The organism is Bradyrhizobium sp. SZCCHNRI1009 (assembly GCF_032487575.1).
In the GTDB taxonomy this organism is placed as follows: domain Bacteria; phylum Pseudomonadota; class Alphaproteobacteria; order Rhizobiales; family Xanthobacteraceae; genus Bradyrhizobium.
The window spans coordinates 160,967-183,932 of the sequence record NZ_JAUEUL010000004.1; the positions used below are offsets into that span (position 1 = coordinate 160,967).

General features: G+C 65.7%; 20 protein-coding genes and 1 tRNA gene. 10 read left to right on the forward strand and 11 right to left on the reverse strand.

All coding sequences use genetic code 11. The features are described 5' to 3' along the window. Positions 1-138 precede the first annotated feature (138 nt). From QX010_RS09810 to QX010_RS09830, 5 genes are all read left to right on the forward strand, one after another. The gene (locus QX010_RS09810) at positions 139-1,158 is read left to right on the forward strand and encodes an AraC family transcriptional regulator (RefSeq protein ID WP_316179119.1); all 1,020 of its coding nucleotides are present in this window, start codon (positions 139-141) and stop codon (positions 1,156-1,158) included. Next, on the forward strand, positions 1,155-1,367 hold the full coding sequence (locus QX010_RS09815; RefSeq protein ID WP_316179121.1) for a hypothetical protein: 213 nt from the start codon (positions 1,155-1,157) through the stop codon (positions 1,365-1,367). The genes QX010_RS09810 and QX010_RS09815 overlap by 4 nt, the downstream gene beginning before the upstream one ends. 116 nt (positions 1,368-1,483) lie before the next feature. Then, complete coding sequence (locus QX010_RS09820; protein ID WP_410051937.1) at positions 1,484-2,584, forward strand: HlyD family secretion protein; 1,101 nt, start codon at positions 1,484-1,486, stop codon at positions 2,582-2,584. 8 nt (positions 2,585-2,592) lie between these two features. After that, positions 2,593-5,340 carry a ribosome-associated ATPase/putative transporter RbbA gene (gene rbbA / locus QX010_RS09825; RefSeq protein WP_316179418.1) on the forward strand — a complete coding sequence of 916 codons (2,748 nt, stop codon included), beginning with the start codon at positions 2,593-2,595 and terminating at the stop codon, positions 5,338-5,340. Positions 5,341-5,343: 3 nt separating this feature from the next. After that, positions 5,344-6,468 carry an ABC transporter permease gene (locus tag QX010_RS09830; protein ID WP_316179123.1) on the forward strand — a complete coding sequence of 375 codons (1,125 nt, stop codon included), beginning with the start codon at positions 5,344-5,346 and terminating at the stop codon, positions 6,466-6,468. An 81-nt stretch (positions 6,469-6,549) separates the two neighbouring features. On the opposite strand, the gene QX010_RS09835 is transcribed toward QX010_RS09830, so the two are convergent. Next, positions 6,550-7,371 (reverse strand): porin family protein, encoded by an 822-nt coding sequence (locus QX010_RS09835; RefSeq protein WP_316179125.1) that lies wholly within the window; start codon positions 7,369-7,371, stop codon positions 6,550-6,552. A gap of 342 nt (positions 7,372-7,713) precedes the next feature. Here QX010_RS09835 and QX010_RS09840 point away from each other — a divergent pair, with 342 nt between their 5' ends. Beyond that, positions 7,714-7,983 (forward strand): hypothetical protein, encoded by a 270-nt coding sequence (locus QX010_RS09840; protein WP_316179126.1) that lies wholly within the window; start codon positions 7,714-7,716, stop codon positions 7,981-7,983. 60 nt (positions 7,984-8,043) lie between these two features. On the opposite strand, the gene QX010_RS09845 is transcribed toward QX010_RS09840, so the two are convergent. Both QX010_RS09845 and QX010_RS09850 read right to left on the reverse strand, forming a co-directional pair. Next, entirely contained in the window at positions 8,044-8,604 is a 561-nt protein-coding gene (locus QX010_RS09845; protein WP_316179128.1) for a hypothetical protein, read from the reverse strand. A 95-nt stretch (positions 8,605-8,699) separates the two neighbouring features. After that, positions 8,700-10,289, reverse strand: a complete 1,590-nt coding sequence (locus tag QX010_RS09850; protein ID WP_316179129.1) for an ATP-binding protein — start codon at positions 10,287-10,289, stop codon at positions 8,700-8,702. 276 nt (positions 10,290-10,565) lie between these two features. Between QX010_RS09850 and QX010_RS09855 the strand changes: the two genes are divergently transcribed. From QX010_RS09855 to QX010_RS09870, 4 genes are all read left to right on the forward strand, one after another. Then, a complete protein-coding gene (locus QX010_RS09855; protein WP_315803861.1) occupies positions 10,566-11,027 on the forward strand; it encodes a nuclear transport factor 2 family protein in 462 nt (153 codons plus the stop codon). 13 nt (positions 11,028-11,040) lie between these two features. After that, entirely contained in the window at positions 11,041-11,604 is a 564-nt protein-coding gene (locus QX010_RS09860) for a TetR/AcrR family transcriptional regulator (RefSeq protein WP_316179131.1), read from the forward strand. A gap of 132 nt (positions 11,605-11,736) precedes the next feature. Continuing rightward, entirely contained in the window at positions 11,737-12,750 is a 1,014-nt protein-coding gene (locus tag QX010_RS09865) for a formamidase (RefSeq protein WP_315803859.1), read from the forward strand. A 95-nt stretch (positions 12,751-12,845) separates the two neighbouring features. Next, positions 12,846-14,042 (forward strand): acyl-CoA dehydrogenase family protein, encoded by a 1,197-nt coding sequence (locus QX010_RS09870; protein WP_316179133.1) that lies wholly within the window; start codon positions 12,846-12,848, stop codon positions 14,040-14,042. A gap of 30 nt (positions 14,043-14,072) precedes the next feature. On the opposite strand, the gene QX010_RS09875 is transcribed toward QX010_RS09870, so the two are convergent. From QX010_RS09875 to QX010_RS09910, 8 genes are all read right to left on the reverse strand, one after another. Then, positions 14,073-14,149 (reverse strand) — tRNA-Arg (locus tag QX010_RS09875). Between the two features lie 134 nt (positions 14,150-14,283). Continuing rightward, complete coding sequence (locus QX010_RS09880) at positions 14,284-14,688, reverse strand: YccF domain-containing protein (protein WP_315756821.1); 405 nt, start codon at positions 14,686-14,688, stop codon at positions 14,284-14,286. 144 nt (positions 14,689-14,832) lie between these two features. Continuing rightward, entirely contained in the window at positions 14,833-17,931 is a 3,099-nt protein-coding gene (locus QX010_RS09885) for an EAL domain-containing protein (protein WP_316179134.1), read from the reverse strand. A 204-nt stretch (positions 17,932-18,135) separates the two neighbouring features. Then, entirely contained in the window at positions 18,136-19,206 is a 1,071-nt protein-coding gene (locus QX010_RS09890; RefSeq protein WP_316179136.1) for a branched-chain amino acid ABC transporter permease, read from the reverse strand. Then, positions 19,203-20,213: a branched-chain amino acid ABC transporter permease gene (locus tag QX010_RS09895; protein WP_315803853.1), complete on the reverse strand. Its 1,011-nt coding sequence runs from the start codon at positions 20,211-20,213 to the stop codon at positions 19,203-19,205. Before QX010_RS09895 ends, QX010_RS09890 begins: the two co-directional genes overlap by 4 nt. Then, positions 20,210-20,932 (reverse strand): ABC transporter ATP-binding protein, encoded by a 723-nt coding sequence (locus tag QX010_RS09900; protein WP_316179138.1) that lies wholly within the window; start codon positions 20,930-20,932, stop codon positions 20,210-20,212. Before QX010_RS09900 ends, QX010_RS09895 begins: the two co-directional genes overlap by 4 nt. After that, positions 20,929-21,693 (reverse strand): ABC transporter ATP-binding protein, encoded by a 765-nt coding sequence (locus QX010_RS09905; protein ID WP_316179140.1) that lies wholly within the window; start codon positions 21,691-21,693, stop codon positions 20,929-20,931. Before QX010_RS09905 ends, QX010_RS09900 begins: the two co-directional genes overlap by 4 nt. A 66-nt stretch (positions 21,694-21,759) precedes the next feature. Further along, positions 21,760-22,953 (reverse strand): substrate-binding domain-containing protein, encoded by a 1,194-nt coding sequence (locus QX010_RS09910; RefSeq protein ID WP_315715117.1) that lies wholly within the window; start codon positions 22,951-22,953, stop codon positions 21,760-21,762. Positions 22,954-22,966 lie beyond the last annotated feature (13 nt).

Genomic DNA, 22,966 nt, shown 5'->3' on the forward strand with positions numbered 1-22,966 from the left:
GTTCACATTCGGCCATCCTCCGACAGGCGACATCCTCTGATCGGAGGACGCCGCGTTTGCGGCGATGACGCTATCGATTCCGCCTTGGATGGAGCGCGCGGCTCCAGGTTTCAGTTTCGGATTGTCTCGGGTGATCGCATGTCAGGTTTCAATTCGCGCATCGTCGAATTCTCGACCGACAACATTCCGGAACCGGAGCGCGCGGCGTTCTGGCGCGAGCACTACGGCCAGGTCATGCTGCGTGTCGATTTCGAGCCCGCGCCGGATCTCGCGTTCAAGGCGCGCAATCGGGCCCTGACCCTGCCGGGGCTGCAACTGCTCGATGCCTGGGCCACGCCGGCGCGCATCTCGCGGTCCGGCCGCTATCTTGCCGACGGTGCGGACAATGTGATCCTCGCGATCAATCGCCAGGGAACAGCGTTCGTCGAGTCCGCCGGGCAGATCCGCGAGCTGCGCGAAGGCGAGGCGGCGATCCTCAGCGGCGCCGATGCGAGCGCGTTCCATCGCACCAGCAATGGTCGATCGTTCACGCTGCTGATGCCGCGCGTGATGGTCGAAGCCGCGGATGTCAGCATCGCGGATGCCTTGATGCGGCCGATGCCGGTCGATCGCGGCGCATTGCAGCTGCTCGACCACTATGCGGGCTGGCTCATGGCCAGCAGCGGCGCGATCGATGCGCAACTGCTCAATCTGTCGGTACGCCACGTCCAGGACCTGCTCGCGCTGTCGATCGGGCCGGCCGCCGACCTGGCCGAGACGATGCGCGCGAGAGGATTGCGCGCGGCGCGGCTGAAGCTCGCAAAATCGTTCCTCATCGCCAACAGCCGGCGCCGCGACATGTCGGTGGCGACGATCGCGGCGAAATTGAACGTCACGCCACGCTACGTGCAGCGCCTGTTCGAGATCGACGGCACCACCTTCTCCGCGTTCCTGTCCGGCGTGCGGCTTGCGAACGCGCATCGCATGCTCTGCGACCCGGCCCATGGCCAGCTTGCGATTGCCAGCATCGCCTATGATGTCGGCTTCGGCGATCTCTCGCACTTCAATCGCTCGTTCCGACGCCAGTACGGGCTGACCCCGCGGGAGGTCCGGGGCGATTGCGGAGGCAGCCGCGGGCAGCCGACCGCGCGCGTGTCCTTAACGGGGAGCACGCCATGACGTCCAAGACGATCGTGTTGAGGATCCTCGATGGCATCTTCGTCGCGGCAACCGGCCTTCTCCTGCTCATGCTCGCCGGTCTGCCGATCGAGTGGATGCTCGTCCTGCTCGATATGTCGCCACGCGAATTCCAGGCGTTCGCCTTGTTCGTCATCTTCAGCAGTCTGCTGCTGATCCATGCCATCGCGACGTCGGATTCCGCGCCGTAACCCAAACGTGATCACAGGCTTCGGCGGCATGCGCGGGGCTGGTTGAGCTGTGTCAACGGATTCTCCCGCGCCTATGGCAAACGAGCGCCATGCTTCAGCGGAGAAGGTTTTTCGGAATGGATCCACAGGACACGCAACTCGCCGGCGACGAACGGCCCGTTCAGCGCGTCCGTGCTGAAACCGCAGCCGTCGTTCCCACGCCGGCGATGCCGGTTCCTGTGTCCCATCAGCCGCGGCGCAGGTGGGCAGTGTGGCCGCTTCTCGTGCTCCTCCTTGCCGTCGGGGCGGCCGGTGGTGGCGGCTACGTCTGGTGGCAGCGGCTGCATCCGCCGCTGCCCCTCGGCATCAGCGTCAGCAATGGCCGCATCGAGGCTGACGAGATCGACATCGCGACCAAATATGCCGGCCGTGTCGCCGAGCTGCGCGCCGATATCGGCGATCGCGTCGAGGCCGGGCAGATCGTGGCGCGGATGGACACGAAGGAGCTGCAGCAGTCGCTGTCGAAGGCGCAGGCCCAGGCCGAGCAGGCGCAGCACGTGGTCGATCAGGCCCGTGCCAATCTCGCGCAACTGCAGGCGCAGAAGACGCTCGCCGAGCAGGAGATGGAGCGCACCCGCAGCCTGCTGCAGAGCGGCTGGACCACACGGGAGCTGGCCGATCAGCGCCAGCAGGCGCTCGACACTGCGACCGCCGGCCTTGCCGGCGCGCAGGCGCGGATTTTCGAAGCCGAACGCGGGCTCGAAGCGGTCCGTCACGACGTCGCGCTCTACACCGTTCAGATCGCCGACAACTCACTGATCGCGCCAAAGCCCGGCCGCATTCAATATCGTCTCGCCAATGTCGGCGAAGTCCTCGCCGCGGGCGGCAAGATCTTCACCATGCTCGACATCGGTTATGTCTACATGGACGTGTTCCTGCCGACCGAGGAGGTCGGCAAGGTCAAGATCGGCACCGACGCGCGGATCGTGCTCGATGCCTATCCGGATCGTCCGATCCCGGCGAAAGTGTCGTTCGTGGCGAGCCAGGCGCAGTTCACGCCGAAGACCGTCGAGACCCGCAGCGAGCGCGACAAGCTGATGTTTCGCATCCGTGTGCGCGTCGATCAGGACAGGCTGGCCGCACATGCCGATGCCGTGAGGAGCGGATTGCCCGGCGTGGCGTATGTCCGGTGGAATCCCGACGTCGCATGGCCGGCGCGTCTGCAAGCAGCGCCATGATGGCCGACATGATCGGCGATGCGTCTCCGGTCGCGATGGTCAGGGACGTCTCGCAGCGCTATCGCGACGTGATCGCGCTCGACAACGTCTCGATCGACATTCCCGCCGGCCGCGTGGTCGGCCTCATCGGCCCGGATGGCGTCGGCAAGTCGTCGCTGCTGTCGATCCTGGCCGGCGCGCGTGCGATCCAGGCCGGGCAGGCGCGCGTGCTTGGGGCCGACATGGCCGACCGGCGCGCCCGCACGCAGGTGTGTCCGCGGATCGCCTACATGCCGCAGGGCCTCGGCAAGAATCTCTACCCCGATCTCAGCGTGCGCGAGAATATCGCGTTCTTCGCCCGGCTGTTCGGCCAGTCGCGGTCCGAGCGCGACTGGCGCATCGCCGAACTGATGGAGGCGACGGCGCTGTCCGATTTCGCCGACCGGCCGGCGAAAAAGCTGTCCGGCGGCATGAAGCAGAAGCTCGGCCTTTGCTGCTCGCTGATCCATGATCCCGATCTTCTCATCCTCGACGAGCCGACCACCGGCGTCGATCCGCTGTCGCGGCGGCAGTTCTGGGACCTGATCGACCGCCTGCGCGCGCGCAGCGCGGCGGGCATGAGCGTGATCGTCGCCACCGCCTATATGGAGGAGGCCGAGCGTTTCGACTGGCTGATCGCGATGAACGACGGGCGCATCCTCGCGACCGGTACGCCGGCCGAGCTCAAGGCGCAGACGCAGGCCGCCTCGATCGAGGATGCGTTCGTCGCGCTGCTGCCCGACCGCTCGGCGCGCGACCGCGCCGAGATGCCGGCCAAGACCGAGCTCGACGGCAGCCACGAGACCGTGATCGTCGCGCGCGACCTGACCTGCCGCTTCGGCGATTTCACCGCGGTCGACGGCGTCAACTTCCAGATCCGCAAGGGCGAGATCTTCGGCTTCGTCGGCTCCAACGGCTGCGGCAAGACCACGACGATGAAGATGCTGACGGGGCTGCTGCCGCCGACCGAAGGCGAGGCACTGATCTTCGGCCGCTCCATGGAGGCCGGCAATCACGAATCACGCAGCCGGGTCGGCTACATGTCGCAGGCGTTCTCGCTGTATGGCGAGCTCACGGTGCGGCAGAACCTGGTGCTGCATGCGCGGTTGTTCCATCTGCCGCGCGACGCCGCCGAGAAGCGCATTGCCGAGCTGGTCGAGCGCTGCGACCTGACCGATCACATCGACGGCCTCGCGGCCGATCTTCCGCTCGGCATCCGCCAGCGCTTGTCGCTCGCGGTGGCGATCGTCCACAGGCCGGATCTTCTGATCCTCGACGAGCCGACGTCGGGCGTCGATCCGGTGGCGCGCAATCAGTTCTGGCGCCTGCTGATCGAGCTGTCCCGCCGGGACGAGATGACGATCTTCGTCTCGACGCATTTCATGAACGAGGCGGCGCGCTGCGACCGGCTGTCGCTGATGCATGAGGGGCGGGTGCTGGCGACCGACACGCCGGACGGCCTGATCCGCGCCAAGGGCGCGCAGACGCTGGAGCAGGCCTTCATCGCCTTCCTCGAGCAGGACGCTGGTGTCGCCGATCCGCCGGTCACGCTGACCCAGGCGAGGCCCGATCCAAAGCCCGCCGACCGGCCGCGCGAGGAGCGACGGCGGGGCGCCGTCAGCCTGCGGCGGCTGTTGGCCTATACGATCCGCGAAGGTCTCGAGCTGATCCGTGACCCGATCCGTCTGATGTTCGCGCTGTTCGGAACGGCGTTCCTGATGATCGTGATCGGCTTCGGCATCTCCACGGACGTCAACAACCTGACCTTCGCCGCGCTCGACCGCGACCAGTCGCCCGAGAGCCGCGCCTATCTCGCGGAGCTCAGAGGCTCGCGCTACTTCGTCGAGCGGCCGCCGCTCGCCGACTACGCCGAGCTCGAGCGGCGGATGAAGAGCGGCGACATCAAGGCCTCGATCGAGATCCCGCCGAACTTCGGCGTCGACATCAAGCGCGGCCGGCCCGCGTTCGTGTCGGCCTGGATCGACGGCGCGATGCCGTTCCGCGCCGAGACCATCCGGGGCTATCTCGAAGGCACGCATCAGCTCTATCTGTCCGATCCCGCCGTCAAGACGACGCAGCCATTGCCGGCCTCGCCGGTCAATGTCGAGATCAGGTTCAAGTACAACCAGGCGTTCGACAGCATCTACGCCATGGCTCCGAGCACGATCGCGCTGTTGCTGGCGCTGTTTCCAGCCATCCTGATGGCGCTCGCGGTGGTCCGCGAGAAGGAGCTGGGGTCGATCACCAATCTCTATGTCACGCCGGTGACGCGGCTCGAATTCCTGCTCGGCAAGCAACTGCCCTACATCGCGGTCGCGCTGGCGAACTTCGCGCTGATGTATGTGATGGCGATGGTCCTGTTCCGGGTCCCGCTCAAGGGCGCGTTTCTGCCGCTGATGGTCGGCACCTTGGTCTATGTCATCACCACGACCGGCTTCGGCATGCTGATCTCGACCTTTTGCCGGACCCAGATCGCGGCGCTGTTCGGCACCGCGATCCTCACCGTGCTGCCGGCGACGCAGTTCTCGGGCATGCTGGTCCCGGTGTCGTCGCTGTCCGGCGTGGCCAAGCTGATCGGCATGGTGTTCCCGATGACCTACTACCGCCCGATTGCGGTCGGCACCTTCACCAAGGGACTTGGCTTCGCCGATGTCGGCGCCGATATCCTGATCCTCTTGATCTTCATTCCCGTCCTGACAGGGTTCAGCCTGGCGATGCTGCCGAAGCAAGAGGCCTGAGCGATGATGCGCTCGCTCTCCAACGTGTTCTGGCTCGGAACCAAGGAGCTGCGCAGCCTGTTCGGCGACGCCGTGCTGATCGGGCTCGTGATCTATTCGTTTACGGTGGCGGTGATCAGCCAGGCGCAGAGCAGCTCGCAGGAGCTGCATCGCGCCTCGATCGCCGTCGTCGACGAGGACAGCTCCGAGCTGTCGCGTCGGATCGCCAGCGTATTCCAGCTGCCTTACTTCCAGCCGCCGGTCTACATCAGCCAGAGCGAGGTGGAGCGGCTGATGAACAACGGCCGCTTCACGTTCGTGCTCGACATCCCGCCGAATTTCCAGCGTGACGTCCTGGCGGGGCGCAAGCCATCTGTGCAGGTGAACGTCGATGCGACCGCGATGATCCAGGCGGGGATCGGATCCGGCTATGCGCTGCAGATCATCAACACCGAGGTCGCCTGGTTCGTGGCCCGCTCGGAGACGTCCTCGTCCTCCCCGGTCAACCTGGTGACGCGGATCGCGTTCAATCCCAACGTCACAACCGCCTGGTTCGAAGGCGTGATGGGCATCATCAACAGCGTCACCATGCTCGCGATCATCCTGGCCGGCGCGGCGCTGGTGCGCGAGCGCGAGCATGGCACCATGGACCATCTGCTGGTCATGCCGCTGTCTCCGTTGGAGATCGCGATGTCCAAGATATGGGCCAATGCGCTGGTGATCGCCGTCGCCGTCGCCATCGCGCTCTACGCCGTCGTGCGGTGGTATCTGCGCGTGCCGATCATGGGCTCGATCCCGCTGTTCATGGTGGGCACCGTGCTCTATCTGTTCTTCGCGACCGCCGTCGGATTGTTTCTCGGCACCATCGCGCGGTCAATGCCGCAGCTCGGCCTGCTCTACATCCTCGTGGCCGTGCCGATGAACCTGTTGTCGGGCGGAATGACGCCGGTGGAAAGCCAGCCGGAGTGGCTCGCCACCATCATGAAGGCGTCGCCCTCGACGCATTTCGTGTCGTTCGCCCAGTCGATCCTCTATCGCGGCGCCGGCATCGATGTCGTATGGCCGCAATTCGTCGCGGTGGCGGCGATCGGCGCGGTGGTCCTGGCGTTGACCTTGCGCCGCTTCCGGGCGGCGATCGCGGCGGCCTGAGCCCGCCCTCGACCCCAACAAAAAAGCCTCGGCACCGGGCCGAGGCTTTTCCTTGAACGGCATCGGTATGGATGACGGCGATCAGTAGCGCGCGACCGCCGGGCCGCCAAACTTGTAGTTCACGCCGACCCGCACCGTGTGGAATGAAAAATCCTGCGACAGGCGCTCGACGTAGTTCGAGCCGGGCGGAGCGAATGTGCTGCCCGGGACGTAGGCCGAGGTGTAGTTGATGCTGCCGAGATCGGTGTAGAGATATTCCGCCTTGACCGTCCAATTCGGCGCAAATGCATGCTCGACACCGGCGCCGACCGTCCAGCCGACCCGCGTCTCGTTGGCCGAGGCGGTCTTGGTGTAGCCGTTGGCCGAGGTCAGATCCCAGCTGCCCTTGACGTTGCCGACGGCGAGACCGCCAGTGACGTAGAACAGCGTCGTATCGACCGCGTAGCCGGCGCGGCCGCGCAGGGTCATGAACCAGTCGTTCCGGATGCTCTCGTTGAAGGTGCGGGTCGTGGGCGGGTTGGCCGCCGTGTAGACCGTCCGCTTGTTGAGGTCCGATCCGTTGATGTCGGCCTCGATGCCGAAGACGCCGGCGCCGCTCTGCCAGTTGTAGCCGGCCTGCAGACCGCCGAGCACGCCAGCCGGATTGAGCCGGTTGTTGCTGATGTTGACGAACTGATTCTGGAAGGCGGCGCCCTCGACCGCCCAGCTGCTGGTCTGGTCCAGCGTCGTGTTCAAGTTCGACCGGCCCCAGCCATAGCCGACGCTGCCGCCGAAGTAGAAGCCGGTCCAATTGTAGATCACGGCCGGGGGAGGCGCCTTGGTGTAGCGGGCCGGCAGATCCGCGGCGAATGCGCCGAGCGAGCTGGCGAGGAGCAAAGAGACGGCGGAGGCAAGGGTTTTCATCGGTCACAATCCTCAATGAATATCAGCAACATTGAGACAAGGATTTCTCACAATTCGGCCTATTAGGCTGTAGTTCAACTACAACACTCGTGAGTGTAAGTATCTGTGACGACGTCACTTTATGCGAGTGCGTCCTTAACCTTAAGTCGTTGTAAATTCGAGCGTGCGGCGGGGAGGCGGTCGATCGATACCGTCGTCGATCGACGATCGGGACAATTCGACGCATCGCGTTAGTCAACGATTCGCCAACCATCCGCACGCTCCATCGCGCCCGCTAACGATTTCGCAAATTGCATGCGTGCACCTTCAGCCCGTCCTGGGGGACGGAGAGGGGAGATCATCATGATGATGAATGGGGAAGCGGTTCTCGAGAACGTGCGGCGCTATCGTACCATCGCCTCCTTGTACCGCCAGACCGCGGCGTTCCGTCCGCATCAGCGCGACTCGCTGCTGGCGCAGGCTGCCGAATGGGAAGGCCGCGCGGTCGCCGAGCTCGAGGATTACTTCCTCGCCCGCCAGGCACCGTCACAGCCGCCGGCGAACTTGAACTTCAATGTCAGCCATCGTGGGGCCTCCTACAAGTCGTCGCACCGGCAGATGGCTGCAGCGTAGCGCCGGATCACGGCAAAGCATTTTCGCTGCGCTCATCCGGACGGCGCCGTATGCTGCATCTCACTCCGGTGCCATGCGCGCCGCAGCGAGCAGGCCGATCAAGGCGGACAGCGCGCCCACGCTCATCGCGTTGATTGCGATCAGCGAGGCGTAGTTGAGATCCACGACGCTCATCACCGGATCGCCGAGCCGGGAATCGATCAGCAGATAGCAAACGAACGGCAACGCGAGCAGCGGCAAGGACCGCAGGCGCTCCACGGGCTTGAACAGCAGCGCGGCCAGCAACACGCAGGGAATCAGAAACAGCTCGACGCCGCTCTGGGCGCCGAACAGCTTGACGCAGAACACGGTGTTGGCAGTTCCGGCGAGCACCATCAGGGCGCGGCCGGCGAACGGCTGGCGCTTCGCGAGCACGGGCACGGCCGCGAACAACGGCGTCGTGAGCAGCGTCAGCCAGGCCGGCCAGGCTGCGCGGCCTGCGATGGCGTGGAGATACAGCGGGTAGAACGGCTGGTTGGAGACGATGACGAGCGCCACCTTGGCGGCAATGTCGGAGCGCGCATCATCGGCCGATGCATAGGCCTGTACGGCGGCCAGCCAGCGTCCGAACGTCTTGCCCATTCAAGTCCCTCAATTCAGCAGGCGGTCGCGCGCGCCTCGGCCTGGAAACGCGCCCGCGTTCGAGGCGGATCATTCGCCTCGGGAATCGGGGCTGATCACGCGTTCAACGCGGTGCGGATCATGCGGGCGAGGTCGGCGCTCTGATAGGGCTTGGTGAGCAGCAGCACGCCGGCATCGAGGCGCCCATGATGGACGATGGCGTTCTCCGTATAGCCCGACGTGTAGAGCACCTTGAGGTTCGGGCGCCGCTTCAGCGCCTCGATCGCGAGCTGGCGACCATTCATGCCGCCGGGCATGATGATGTCGGTGAACAGCAGGTCGATGCGGGCGTGAGTGTCGATCAGCGCCAGCGCCTCGTCGGCCTTGCTGGCCGCGAGCGTCGTGTAGCCGAGCCGCTTGATCTGGGCGATGACATATTCGCGCACCAGCGAATCGTCCTCTACGATCAGGATCGTCTCGTCGCCGCGCTCCATGCCCTCGGCGCTCATGGTCGACAGTGCCGCGTCGGCGTCGGCATTGGCCTGCGGCAGGTACAGCTTGACCGAGGTGCCGTGCCCCGGCTCGCTGTAGATCTTGATGTGCCCGTTGGATTGCTTGACGAAGCCGTAGACCATGCTGAGGCCGAGGCCGACGCCCTTGCCGACGTCCTTGGTGGTGAAGAACGGCTCGAACACCTTGTCGAGCAGATTGGCGGGAATGCCTTCGCCGGTGTCGCTGACCGCGATCATCACGTAGTTGCCGGGGATCACCTCAGGGTTCATGCGCGCATAGGCGGCGTCGAGCAGGACGTTCTTGGTTTCCAGGGTCAGCTTGCCGCCGTTCGGCATGGCATCGCGCGCGTTGAGCGCGAGGTTCAGGATCGCGGTCGACAGCTGGCTCGGGTCGATCATGGCCGGCGCCGAATCGTGCGCCAGCATGGATTCGATCTCGATCTGCTCGCCGAGCGTCCGGCGCAGCAGGCGCGCGGTGTCGACGACCATGCCGTTGATGTCGACGCTGCGCGGCTGCAGCGGCTGGCGGCGGGCGAAGGCCAGCAGGTGTTTGGTCAGGTCGGCACCGCGCGCTGCGGCCGAGTTGATCAGGCTGGTGATCTGCACCAGCTGCGGACTGTCCTTCACCGCCTCGGCCAGGATCTCGATGGTGCCCGTGATCACGGTGAGGATGTTGTTGAAGTCGTGCGCGACGCCACCGGTGAGCTGGCCGATCGCCTCCATCTTCTGCGCCTGCCGCACCTGCGCCTCGGTGGCCTCGATCTCCTGGAAGCGCTTGACCATGGCTTCCGCGGTGCGGCGCTGCCGCGTCTCCTCCTCGAGCTGTGCATAAGCGTTCCGGAGTTCGGCGCGGGACGGCATGGTCAGGACCCGCGGCAGCATCAACAGCAGCGCCGCGGCGATGCCGACCGACATGAAGGCCAGGAAGCCCTTGGTGGCCGCCTCCAGGCTGTAGGCTGGAACCCAGATCGTGAGCACCTCGATCAGCCGCGTCATCCCACAGAAGGACACCCACAACGCGAAGGCCCAGAAGATGTAGCTGAACTGAAAGTCGCGGCGGCGATAGACGATGAAGGCAAGCACGAACGCAATGGTGAAGAAGGCGAACGAGGTGAGGATGTCGGACACCGTATTCACCCATATCAGCTCAGGTGTCCACAGCAGGCACTCGCCATGCGGCGTGAGCATCGACATGTCCGATTTCCCCAAAACATGTAGCCGACGGACCGTGTCGCCCCCGCGGCTCGGCCGGTTCCCTTAGCAGATCATCGAATTTCCGTTGAGCACACAAGGGTTCTCACTGTCGCGACACACACATTCGGTAAACGGGCACCGCAAGCATGGTGGGCGCCGCGTCGATCCGATTGCTTACGGCTGAGCTTGTGCCGGGAGCTCTCTTTAACATGCGCGGCTTGACGGCTTGTACCGATCGGTACATAGTATTCCGAATGGTATACAAGGAGATGTCCCGTGAGCACTCTCGCCCCGCCGTTTACGCTGCAGACCGCCACCCAGAAGGTGCGCATGGCCGAGGATGGCTGGAACAGCCGCGACCCCGAGCGGGTGTCGCTGGTCTACACGCCCGACAGCCGGTGGCGGAATCGCGCAGAGTTCATCACCGGCCGCGCCGAGATCGTCGCCTTCCTCACCCGCAAATGGGCCAAGGAGCTCGACTACCGCCTGATCAAGGAGATCTGGGCCCACAGCGACGACCGGATCGCGGTGCGCTTCGCCTATGAGTGGCACGACGACAGCGGCAACTGGTTTCGCTCCTACGGCAACGAGAACTGGGAGTTCGATGCGCAGGGGCTGATGCAGCGTCGCTACGCCTGCATCAATGACCTGCCGATCAAGGCGGCCGATCGCAAATTCCACTGGCCTCTCGGGCGCCGGCCGGACGATCATCCCGGCCTGACCGAATTGGGACTTTGAAGCAGGGAGAGCCATGCGGACGCTCAACGAGCGCGCCGACGTCGTCCCGCTGATTGCCGAGGTGTTCCGCGAATTCGGCTTCGAGGGCACCTCGCTCAGCCGGATCACCGAGACGACGGGACTGGGCAAAGGCAGCCTCTATCACTTCTTTCCAGGCGGAAAGGACGAGATGGCGCGCGCGGTGCTGGCGCATGTCGACGCCTGGTTCGAGCGCGAGATCTATGCGCCGCTGCGCGATGATCCGCCGGAGCAGTCGATCGCGCGGATGTGGCGCGGCGTCGACGACTACTTCCGTTCCGGCCGCCGCGTCTGCCTGGTCGGGGCGTTCGCGCTCGACGAGACGCGGGATCGCTTCGCCGCCGCCATCGCCAGCTACTTCACGAGCTGGATCGAGGCCTTGCGCGATGCGCTGATCCGCGACGGCTGGCCGGCGGCACAGGCCGCCGACGGCGCCGAGGAGGTGGTGCTCGGCATCCAGGGTGCACTGGTGCTGTCGCGCGCAACCGGTGAGGCGGCCGTTTTCGGCCGCGCGCTGACGCGGTTCCAAGCGCGCCTGCAACGATCATCCGTCGTCTGACTCTCGAAACGCCGGCGGCCGCTGCCTCCGCAAGCGGCAAATGGCGGGCTGAAATATCGGCGCGCGGCTCTCGTGAAATCGTGGTTGTCTTGGGCAACGTCTCGAGCAGCGGCGACACCAGGGAGGTCCGGCATGAACGGGTTAGGCGGTCTCAATAAATCCGACAACGGCGTGGTCATCGGCCTGGTGCAGCTGCAGCTCCCGGTCGTCGTGACCAAGGACGACCTCGCGCGGCAGACCGAGAAGATCGTCTGGATGGTCGGCAAGGCCCGGCGGAATCTCGGCACCATGGACCTCGTGGTGTTCCCGGAATATTCGCTGCACGGGCTGTCGATGGACACCAATCCCGAGATCATGTGCCGGCTCGACGGGCCGGAGGTCGCCGCGTTCAAGCAGGCCTGCATCGACAACAAGATCTGGGGCTGCTTCTCGATCATGGAACACAACCCCGACGGCAATCCCTACAATTCGGGTCTGATCATTGACGACCACGGCGACATCAAGCTGTATTACCGCAAGCTGCATCCATGGATTCCGGTCGAGCCGTGGGAGCCCGGCGATCTCGGCATCCCCGTGATCGAGGGACCGCGCGGCGCCAAGATCGCACTCATCATCTGCCATGACGGCATGTTCCCGGAGATGGCGCGGGAATGCGCCTACAAGGGCGCCGAGATCATGATCCGCACCGCCGGCTACACCGCGCCGATCCGCGACAGCTGGCGCTTCACCAACCAGGCCAACGCGTTCCAGAACCTGATGGTGACGGCCAATGTCTGCATGTGCGGCTCCGACGGTTCGTTCGATTCGATGGGCGAGGGCATGATCGTCAATTTCGACGGCAGCATCATCGCGCACGGCACGACGGGGCGCGCCGACGAGATCATCACCGCGGAGGTGCGCCCCGATCTCGTGCGCGAGGCGCGCATCAACTGGGGCGTCGAGAACAACATCTATCAGCTCTGGCACCGCGGCTATGTCGCGGTGAAGGGCGGCGCGATGGATTGTCCCTACACCTTCATGCATGACATGGTCGCCGGCACCTATCGCTTGCCCTGGGAGGATCAGGTCAAGATCACCGACGGCACCTCCTGCGGCTTCCCGGCGCCGACGCGCGCTTTCGGCAGGCTCGGCAAGGCGGCGGAGTGAGCGAATGCGGCGGCGCGTGCGGCCGCCGCAAGCTTGACAGATCGATCGTCCGCGAATTATTTTATACTTAAAATAATTGGCGGACAGGTTTTGTCATGAGTGCATCGGCGAAGGTGATCCCCCGCGACTGGCTCGACTGGCCGTTCTTCGAGCCGCGTCACCGCGCCCTGTGCGACCAGCTCGACCGCTTCGTCGGCTCGGGCGTTCTCGACGAGGTCGATCACGGCGACGTCGACACCGCCTGCCGCAAGATCGTGCGTGCGCTTGGTGCCGCAGGCTTGCTCGACAGCGCCGTCGTGGCGCCCGATGCGGATGCCGGCGCGATCGACTCGCGCGCGATCTGCCTGTCGCGCGAGACGCTCGCTTATGCCGACGGTCTGGCCGATTTCGCCTTCGCCATGCAGGGCCTCGGCTCCGGCGCCATCGCGCTCGGCGGCTCGCCGGAGCTGCGCGCCAGTGTCTTGCCGAAGGTGCGCGCCGGCGAATGGCTCGCCGCTTTCGCGTTGTCCGAGAAGGAGGCGGGCTCCGACGTCGCCGCGATGGCCTGCGCGGCGCGGCTGGACGGCGATACCTACGTGCTCGATGGCGAGAAGACCTGGATCTCCAACGGCGGCATCGCCGACGTCTACACGCTGTTCGCCCGCACCGGCGAGGCGCCCGGCGCGCGCGGCATCTCCGCCTTCGTCGTGTTTCCCGATGATCCCGGTTTCTCCGTTGCCGAGCGCATCGAGGTGATCGCACCGCACCCGCTGGCGACGCTCCGCCTGCAGAATTGCCGCATCCCGGCCAGCCGCCGGCTCGGCGCGCCTGGCGGCGGCTTCAAGCTGGCGATGCAGACGCTCGACATCTTCCGCTCATCGGTGGCGGCTGCCGCCCTCGGCTTCGGCCGCCGCGCGCTCGACGAGGCGCAGGCGCACGCCTCGAGCCGGCAGATGTTCGGCGGCGCGCTGGCCGACCTGCAGATGACGCAGGCCGCGTTCGGCGAGATGGCGACCGATACCGACGCCGCGGCGCTGCTGACCTATCGCGCGGCCTGGCGCCGCGACGTCCAGAAGCTGCCGACCACCCGCGAGGCCGCGATGGCCAAGCTCACCGCGACCGAGACCGCGCAACGCGTCATCGACCGCGCCCTGCAGATGTTCGGCGGCCGCGGCGTCCGCAAAGGCGAGATCGTGGAGAGCCTCTACCGCGAGATCCGCGCGCTGCGCATCTACGAAGGCGCGACCGAAGTGCAGAAGCTGATCGTCGCGCGCGAGTTTCTGAAGGCGCGGGCCGGCGTGGTGCGCGGCTGAGACCAGACGCGGGCGAGACCGGAATAGGGCTGGCGCACCCGACACGATTCGAACGTGTGACCTTTGCCTTCGGAGGGCAACGCTCTATCCAGCTGAGCTACGGGTGCGTACGGCCAATCGTTTAGCCGATTGCCTGGGCGACGGCAACGGCCTTGGATGCTCCCGGACCGGGCGGACGGCCGCTCGCGCCGCGAGGCAATTCCGCGGGGTCGCTCGGCCCAGCCGCTCCTGCCGCCCCGCCTTACGCCGGCACGATGGTCTTGCCGATCGGCCACAGTGCCAGCCCGGCGAGCTTCAGATGGGCCCAGGCGAAGGGCAGGCCGATGATGCTCACCGCGAGCACGATTGCGGTCAGGAGGTGGCCGAGCGCCAGCCACCAGCCGGCCAGCACGAACCAGATGATGTTGCCGAGCAGGCCGAGAACGCCGGTTCCGACGTCCTCCATGCCCGTGAGCTCGTCGCGGCGGACCGCGCGCGAGCCGAACGGCAGCAGCGTATAGGCGGCGATGTTGAAGGCGGCGCGGGACCAGGGCAGGCCGACGATCGTGATCGCCATCACGACCGCAGCGACCAGCCACCCGAACGCCATGTAGGCGCCGCCGCACAGGATCCAGAGGATGTTCAGAAGCATGGAAACCGGCTGCATGACGACCTGCCAACTCCGTTGTTGCCGCTCCGGATATAGGAACGCGGCGCCAAGGCCGGTAGCGGGCCAGGCGCCGAAATCTGCGTGGCCTCGCGCCGCAGGCTCGGCCGGGGCGGCCGGCGTTGAGGGTGCCGGAAAGCCGGCTCAGCCGGCGGCCTGCAGGCTCCCTGCCGCCGCGTCCGGAGCGAACAGCTTGCGCAGCTCGGCCGCCGGCTTCGGGGCGCTGAACAGGTAGCCCTGCATCTCGGTGCAGCCGAGCTGGCGCAGTGCCGTCTGCTGCGCTCCGGTTTCGACGCCCTCGGCCGTGGTCGTCATGTTGCTGGCGGCGGCGATGCTGACCACCGCCTGGACGATCGCCGACGAGCTGCCGGCGCCGATGTCGCTGACGAAGCAGCGGTCGATCTTGATCTTGTCGAACGGAAACCGCTTCAGATAGCTCAGCGACGAATAGCCGGTGCCGAAATCGTCGAGCGCGATGCGCACGCCCATGTCGTGCAATTGGTGCAGGATGCCGAGCGCGACGTCGTCGTCGCTGATCAGCACCGCCTCGGTGATCTCGACCTCGAGCCGTTCGGGCGCGAGTCCGGCCGCCGACAGCGCGCCGGCGATCCGCAGCGCCAGGGTCGGCGATTTGAGCTGCACGGGCGAGACGTTCACGGCGATGCGGATGCCGGCGGGCCAATGCGCGGCCTCGGCGCAGGCGGTGCGCAACACCCAGTCGCCGATCTCGTTGATGAGCCCGGTGTCCTCGGCGAGCGGAATGAAGTCGAGCGGCGGCACCATGCCGCGCTCCGGATGACGCCAGCGCAGCAGCGCCTCGCAGCCGGTCATGATGTTCTCGCTGAAGCCGAGCAGCGGCTGGTAGTGCAGCTCGAACTGGCCTTCCGTGATCGCCCGGCGCAGATCCTGCTGCAACTGCAGCCGCGCGCGCGCGTTTTCGTCCATCGACGGTTCGAAGAACCGGAAAGTGCGGCGGCCGCCGGCCTTGGCGGCATACATGGCGAGATCGGCATTCTTGGTCAGCTGGTCGCGCTCGACGCCGTCCTGCGGCGCCAGCGCGATGCCGATGCTGGCATCGGTCGACAATTGGTGACCCAGGCAGCGATAGGGCTCGCGGATGGCCTCGAGAACCTCCTTCACGGCCACGATGACCGCGTCCCGGTCCGCGACGGTGGTCAGCAGCACCGCGAATTCGTCGCCGCCGAGCCGGGCCACCATATCCTCCGGCGCGAGGCAGCCCTCGATGCGGCGCGCGATCGTCTTCAACAGCTCGTCGCCGACATGATGGCCCAGCGAATCGTTGATTCCCTTGAATTCGTCGACGTCGATGTAGAGCAGCGCGAAGAAGGTGCCGTGACGCGCGCGCTCCAGCTCCTCGTCGATGCGCTCCCGGAACAGCACGCGGTTCGGCAGCTCGGTCAATGCGTCGAAATGGGCGAGATGGGCGATCTTCTCGTCGGCCAGCCGCCGCTCCGTGGTGTCCTCGATCACATTGATCAGATAGCGCGGCTCGCGCGCATCGTCGGCGACGGCGATGCGCCGCGACGTGATGTAACGCAATCCCAGCCCCGGACTCTGCCAGGGGTGTTCGGCGAGAAACAGCCCGTCCGACTGCTCCAGAGCCCGGTCGTCGTCCGCGGTCACCTTTTCCGCGACCGATCGCGGCAGCAGGTCGAACGCCGTCTTGCCGACGATCTCCTCGCGCGGCACGCCGAAGCGTTGCTCGGTCGACTGGTTGACCAGCACATAGCGGCGGTCGCGGACGTCCTTGACCATGATGTGCGACGGGATGTGGTCGATGATCTCGCGCAGGAATGCGTAGTTGCGGTCGCGCTCCTGCTCGAGCCTGCGATGTTCGCTGATGTCCTCGATCGTCGTGACCCATCCGCCCGAGGCCAGCGGCTTGTCGATGATGTTGAAGAAGCGGCCGGCTCCGCCCGCCGCGATCATCTGCGACGTGCCGCCTGCCGCGGCTCTGTCGATGATGTCGGCGCAGAGGTCGGTCACGTCGCCGTTGAAGGATCCGCGCGCCTTGCAGTGCGCGATGACTTCGCTGAGATGGGCGCCGGGCCTGATCACGTCCGTGGACAGGCCGAGCAGGTCGATGAAGCGCTGATTGAACATCACGACGCATGCATTCGCGTCGAATGAGATCAGCCCCTGCGTCATGTTGTCCAGCGCAGTCTCGACCCTTTCCTTCTCGGTCTCCAGCTGACGCGTTGCCGCACGCCCCTGCCGCACGATCTGCCGGATCATCAGGCTGAACGTCACGGCGATGACCGCGATCGCAAGCACCGCCGCACCCACGAGCAGCACCATCTGCGATCGCCAGTCCGCGAGCGCGGCGTCGACCGGCCTGTTGGCCGAGATGACGAGCGGGAAGCGCCCGATCCTGGAAGCCGACGCGATCGTCTCCAGGTTGTCGACGGAGCTCGTGAGCAGGGTCGTGCGCAGGCCACTCTCGGCGACGCCCTTCAGCAACTCGTCGTTCCCGATCCTGGCGCCCATCAGGGATTCGGCGTGCGGGTAGTGCGCCAGCACGGCGCCGTCGGAATGGACCAGCATGATCGAAGAGCCCTTCCCGAGGGCCATCGATTCCAGGAACGTCTCGTAAGTGTGCGGATCCACCCGGCGGGTCAGCAAGCCGAGGAATTCCCCGTTCGCGCCGTTCAGGCGATGCGCGACGATGGTCGCCCAGCCGCCGGTGACGCGGCTCATGACCGGCAGGATCACGAAGCTGTCCGGCCGCGATGTCGATTGCAGGTCCTTGAAGTAGGAGCGGTCCGCGACGTTGATGGCCGGCAGCGGGTCGTTGGACGACCAGTTCACGAAATTGCCGTCGACGTCGACGATCGTGAGGTCACCCATATAGGACAGGCCATTGACCTGAGAGCGCAGCATCTCGCTGATCTCGGGCTTTGCCATCTCGGCCCGGAATGCCTCCGGCGAAGCGATCGACGCGAGCTGCATGCGGCCGATCGCGTGCGATACCGCGGTCTCCGCATCTTCGAACTGCTGCGCGAAATGCCGGCTCAACAGCAGCACGGTGTTCTCGAGTTCGCGCTCGTTGTTGGCGATCGCACGCGCCCGAAAGCCGCTGGCCATGACGATCGTCCCGATGACGATGGCTGCGATGAGAAGCGCTCCGCACGCAATCAGCCATGGCACCGGACCGCGCCAGAGGGACGTGCCAATCCGTTCCGGCTCGCTACCGGTCCCTGACGTATCTGCTGCGCCTTGCATGCCTTGATCGACCCGGGAGGAAATGACTTGTTGCAAGCCAGCTTGATAACAAGGCACTGGTGCCGGACCGGTTAGGAAATGCGGTTAGCCGTCGCTTAAGGCGCGCGCCGAAACTTCGCGGCAAACGATAATTTCTGCATGCGAATACCGTGCGGCAGAGGCTGCGGCGGCGCCGTTGCGCAGAATTTTAAGGGTACTTGCAGCTCAGCGCGCCGCACCCGGCCTGTTGCGGAGGCGGCCGACGACGCCGGTCGGAAAGAAATAGACGCTGGCGATGAACAAGAGGCCGAGCCACAGCAGCCAGCGGTCGGGGTGCAGCAGGCCGGGCAGCAGCGGCAATCCGGCGTCAGCAGCCGCGGTCGAAGCGATCCCCATCAGAGCCTGCAGGTAATTCTGCGCCAGGATGAAGATCGCAGCTCCGATGATGGCGCCGTAGATGGTGCCCATGCCGCCGATCACGACCATCAGCAGGATGTCGAGCATGATCGAGAACGCCAGCGACGTGTCGGGCCCGGCATAGCGCAGCCACAGCGCGTTCAACATGCCGGCGCAGGCGGCGATCACCGCGGCGATGCAGTTGGCGTAGGTGAGATGGAAGACGGTGCGATAGCCGAGCGCCTCGGCGCGGAAACGGTTCTCGCGGATCGCCTGCAGCACGCGGCCGAATGGCGAGTTGACGACGCGCAGCAGCGCCAGGATCATCAGCGCGCAGGCCGACAGCACCAGGTAATAGGTCAGAATGCGGCCGTTGATCGGAAAGCCGAACCAGTCCTTGCCGATGAACGCGGTGCTCGGGCGCAACAGCTCGGGCAGCTGGAAGCTGCGGCCGTCCTCTCCGCCCGTCAGCCACGACAATTGCGACGCCAGTACCAGGAACGCGGAAGCGATGGCGAGCGTGATCGTCGCAAAGAAGATCGCCTCGACGCGCAGCGAGAACAGCCCGATCGCGAGCGCGAGCAGCAAAGCGAGCGGCAGCCCGGCGGCGACGGCGACCGCCACCGAGGTCCAGTTTGGGCCGAGGCCGTAGAGCGCGATGGCGATCGCGTAGGAGCCGATGCCGTAGAACATCGTATGCGCGAACGAGACCGAGCCTGTATAGCCGAGCAGGAGATCGTAGGACGCGACCAGCGCCGCGAAGATGCAGATCTTGGCGGCGACGTTGAGCGCCTTGGCGCCGGGGAAGATGAAGGGCGTCGCCAGCAGCGCCAGAATGATGACGACGAGCAGGATCGACAGCGCACGGCTGCGGGGCGGATCGCCGGACAGGATCATCATCGGCTGGTCACCGCATAGAGACCGCGCGGCCGCCACATCAGCACAGCGACCATCAGCAGGATGTTGGAGACGAGGGCGAGCTTGGGCACCAGGAAGCCGCCATAGTTGGCGACCATCGCAACCAGGATCGCGCCGATGAAGCAGCCGGTGATCGAGCCGAGCCCGCCGATGATCACGACGATGAACACCAGCACGGTGAGCTCGTCGCCGAGCGAGGCGTGCACCTGCTCGCGATACAGCCCCCACATCACGCCGCCGAGCCCGGCCAGCGCCGATCCCGTCATGAAGACGCCGAGGAACAGGCGACGGATGCGATAGCCGAGCGCCTCGACCATCTCGCGGTTCTCGACGCCGGCGCGGATCAGGAGACCGAGCTTGGTGCGGTTCAGCACCAGCTCGATGGCGACGAAGATCGCCAGGCCGACCAGCATGGCCAGCAGCCGGTATTTCGAGATCGCGACGTCGCCGATGATGAAGGAGCCACGGAATGCGTTGGGTAGCGGCAGCGGAATGATCTGCGGACCGAACAGCGCATACAGCGTCTGCTCGGCGACGATGAGCCCGCCGGTGGTCATCAGGATCTGCTTGAGGTGCTGGCCGTAGACCGGCAGCACCAGCACGCGCTCGACGACGAGGCCGAGCGCGCCGGTGACGCCCATCGACAGCAGCGCTGCGGGGACGAGGACGGCGAGGTTGGTCAGCAGTGAGTCGGACTGGGCCCAGCTCGCCAGCGGCAGCAGCACCAGCGTCGCGACATAGGCGCCGACGGCGATGAAGGCGCCATGGCCGAAATTGAGCACGTCCATCAGCCCGAAGACGAGCGTCAGGCCGGACGCCATGATGAAGATCATCATGCCCATCGCCAGGCTGGCGACCGTCAGGGTCACCCAGGAGCTCGTCGATCCCACCAGCGGGATCATCAGCAGCGCCAGCACCACCGGCAGCAGCAGGGGCGCAATGTCGCGCTTCGGTTTCGGCAGTGCCTCGGTCGCAGCGATCTCGCTCATTGATGCGCCTCCAGGCTGAGGCCGAGCAGGCGCTCCTGCAGCGGCACGTCGGCCGCGAGCGCGGCCATCTCGCCGCGATGGACGATGGTGCCGTTGTCCATCACCAGTACCTGGTCGCCGAGCTCGCGCGCGGCGTGGAAATTCTGCTCGACCAGCAGGATCGTGGCGCCACGGCGCTTGATCTCCTTGAGGCATTCGATCAGCGACACCACGATCGCCGGCGCCAGGCCCTTGGTCGGCTCGTCGATCAGCAGCAGCTTGCGCGGCTCGACGATCGCGCGCGCAATCGACAGCATTTGCTTCTGGCCGCCGGACAGGCTGCCTGCACGAGACAGCCAGAACTTCTTCAGGGCAGGGAAGAAGCCGAAGATCCAGGCGAGCTGGGCATCGTCGAGCGGGCCGTTGCGCGCCGCGAGCACCAGGTTCTCCTTGACGGTGAGGTCCGAGAACACCGCCATGCTCTCGGGTACGTAGCCGACGCCGCGCTGGGCGATGTCGGGCGTCGCCAGTTTTTCGATCGGTTCGCCGGCCAGCGCGATCGTTCCATTCCTAGCCTGCCACAGCCCCATGATGGTGCGCAGCGTCGTGGTCTTGCCCGCGCCATTGCGGCCGAGCAGCATCGTGGTCTGCCCCTCCGGCACTTCGAAATCCACGCCCTGCAGGATGTGATAACGCCCGATATAGGTCTCGACGGCAGACAGCGTCAGTAGCTTGCTCATGCCGCGCTCCGCGGGGCGACGCCCAGATAGGCTTCCTGCACGATCGGCGAGGCGATCACCTCCGCGGGCTTTCCGTCGGCCACCAGCTGGCCGTTATGCAGCACGATGATGCGGTCGGCGAGCGAGCGCACGACGTCCATCTTGTGCTCGACGAGCAGGATGATCTTGCTCTTGTCCTGCTTGAGCCTGCCGATCAGGTCGAGCACGACCGGCACCTCGTCGATGCTCATGCCCGCCGTCGGCTCGTCGAACATGAAAACCTTCGGCTCCAGCGCCATCATCAGCGCGACTTCGAGCTTGCGCTGGTCGCCATGCGACAGCGTCGTTGCGGTGACGCTGCGGCGGCCGCCGAGCGCGACCTGGTCGAGGATCGCGTCCGCTCGCGCAATCAGGTCGCGTCGCGCCATCCAGGGGCGGAGCAGGTCATAGTGCACGCCGCTCTGTGCCTGCACAGCGAGCCGCACGTTCTCCTCGACGCTGAGATTGGGAAAGAGGTTGGTGAGCTGGAACGCGCGTCCCAAGCCGGCGCGGGTGCGCAGGGGTGCCGAGAGACTGGTGATGTCGCGGCCGTCGAACAGGATGGAGCCCGAGGAGGCCGTCAGCTGGCCGGAGATCAGGTTGAAATAGGTGGTCTTGCCGGCCCCGTTGGGGCCGACGATGGCGGTCAGCTCGCCCGGCCTGAAGCTGCAGCTGACGCTGTTGACCGCGACATGACCGCCGAAACGGATGGTGAGGTCGCGGGTTTCGAGGGTAAGGGCCATGTCGCCAGCTTGTCAGTGCCAGTAAGAACGTGCCCGGCGCGAGGGCCGGGCACGCAATTCATCATCTCAGCGCTTGTTGCGGATTGGCACCGCCATCTCGTCGATCTTGATCTCTCGCACCGGCTCGTTGACGGCCCAGGCGAGGTTCGGATCGACCTTGACGCGGAAGTGATACATGCTTTGCAGCGCCTGGTGATCTTCTTTCCGGAAGATCATCTTGCCCTTCGGCGTATCGAACTCCATGCCCTCCATCGCCGCGATCAGCTTCTCGGTGTCGGTCGACTTGGCCTTGGTGACGGCGGTGACGACGGCCATCGCGGCCGAGAAGCCGCCAGCGGTGAAGAAGTCCGGCGGCGCGTTGAAGCGCTTCTGGTGCTCGGCCACCAGCCAGTCGTTCACGGGGTTCTTGGGAATGTCATAATAGTAATAGGTGGCGCCTTCCATGCCCGGCAGCCGCTTGTAGGCGGCAAGCGCCGGCAGGATGTTGCCGCCGGTCGACAGCTCGATGCCGTAGCGCTTCGGATCCATGTCCTGCAGCTTTGTCAGTGGATCGCCAGCGCCGGCCCAGATCACCCAGATGATCTTCTTGCCGGGCTTGTCCTTCAGCGCATCGAACAGGCGCTGACCGACGGCAGTGAAGTCGGTGGTGCTGGTCGGCACATATTCCTCGGCCCCCAGCGTCGCGCCGGTCTTGGCCAGCGCCTCCTTGAAGGCGGCGACGCCGTCGCGTCCGAAAGCATAGTCCTGCGCCAGCGTGGCGACCGTGACGCCCGGCTTGCCGATCGCGACCGCGTTGGAGATCGCATCCTGCGACGAGTTGCGGCCGGTGCGGAAGATGTAGCGGTTCCACTTCTCGCCCGTGATCTGGTCGGCGACCGCCGGCTCGACGATCAGGATCTTCTTGTTCTCCTCGGCGACCGGCAAGTCCGCGAGCGCCGCGGCGGAGGAGGTCGTGCCGATCGCGATGTCGGCGCCGTCATCCTGATAGGCTTCGGACAGTGCGGCCTTCGACAAATCGGGCTTGCCCTGGTCGTCCTTGGTGATGATGACGATCTTGCGACCGTCGATCATGTTGGTGCCCTTGGTGGCATATTCGAAGCCGAGGCGGAGACCCGCTTCGGTCTGCTTGGCGTAGGCCTCGAGCGGGCCGGTCTTGCCGTAGATGAGAGCGATTTTCAGATCGTCGGCCTGGGCAGCGGTGGCCAGCAGGGCGGCAGTCAATGATGAAACAATACCTTTGAGAATATGTGACGTCTTCACGAGCCTTCCTCCC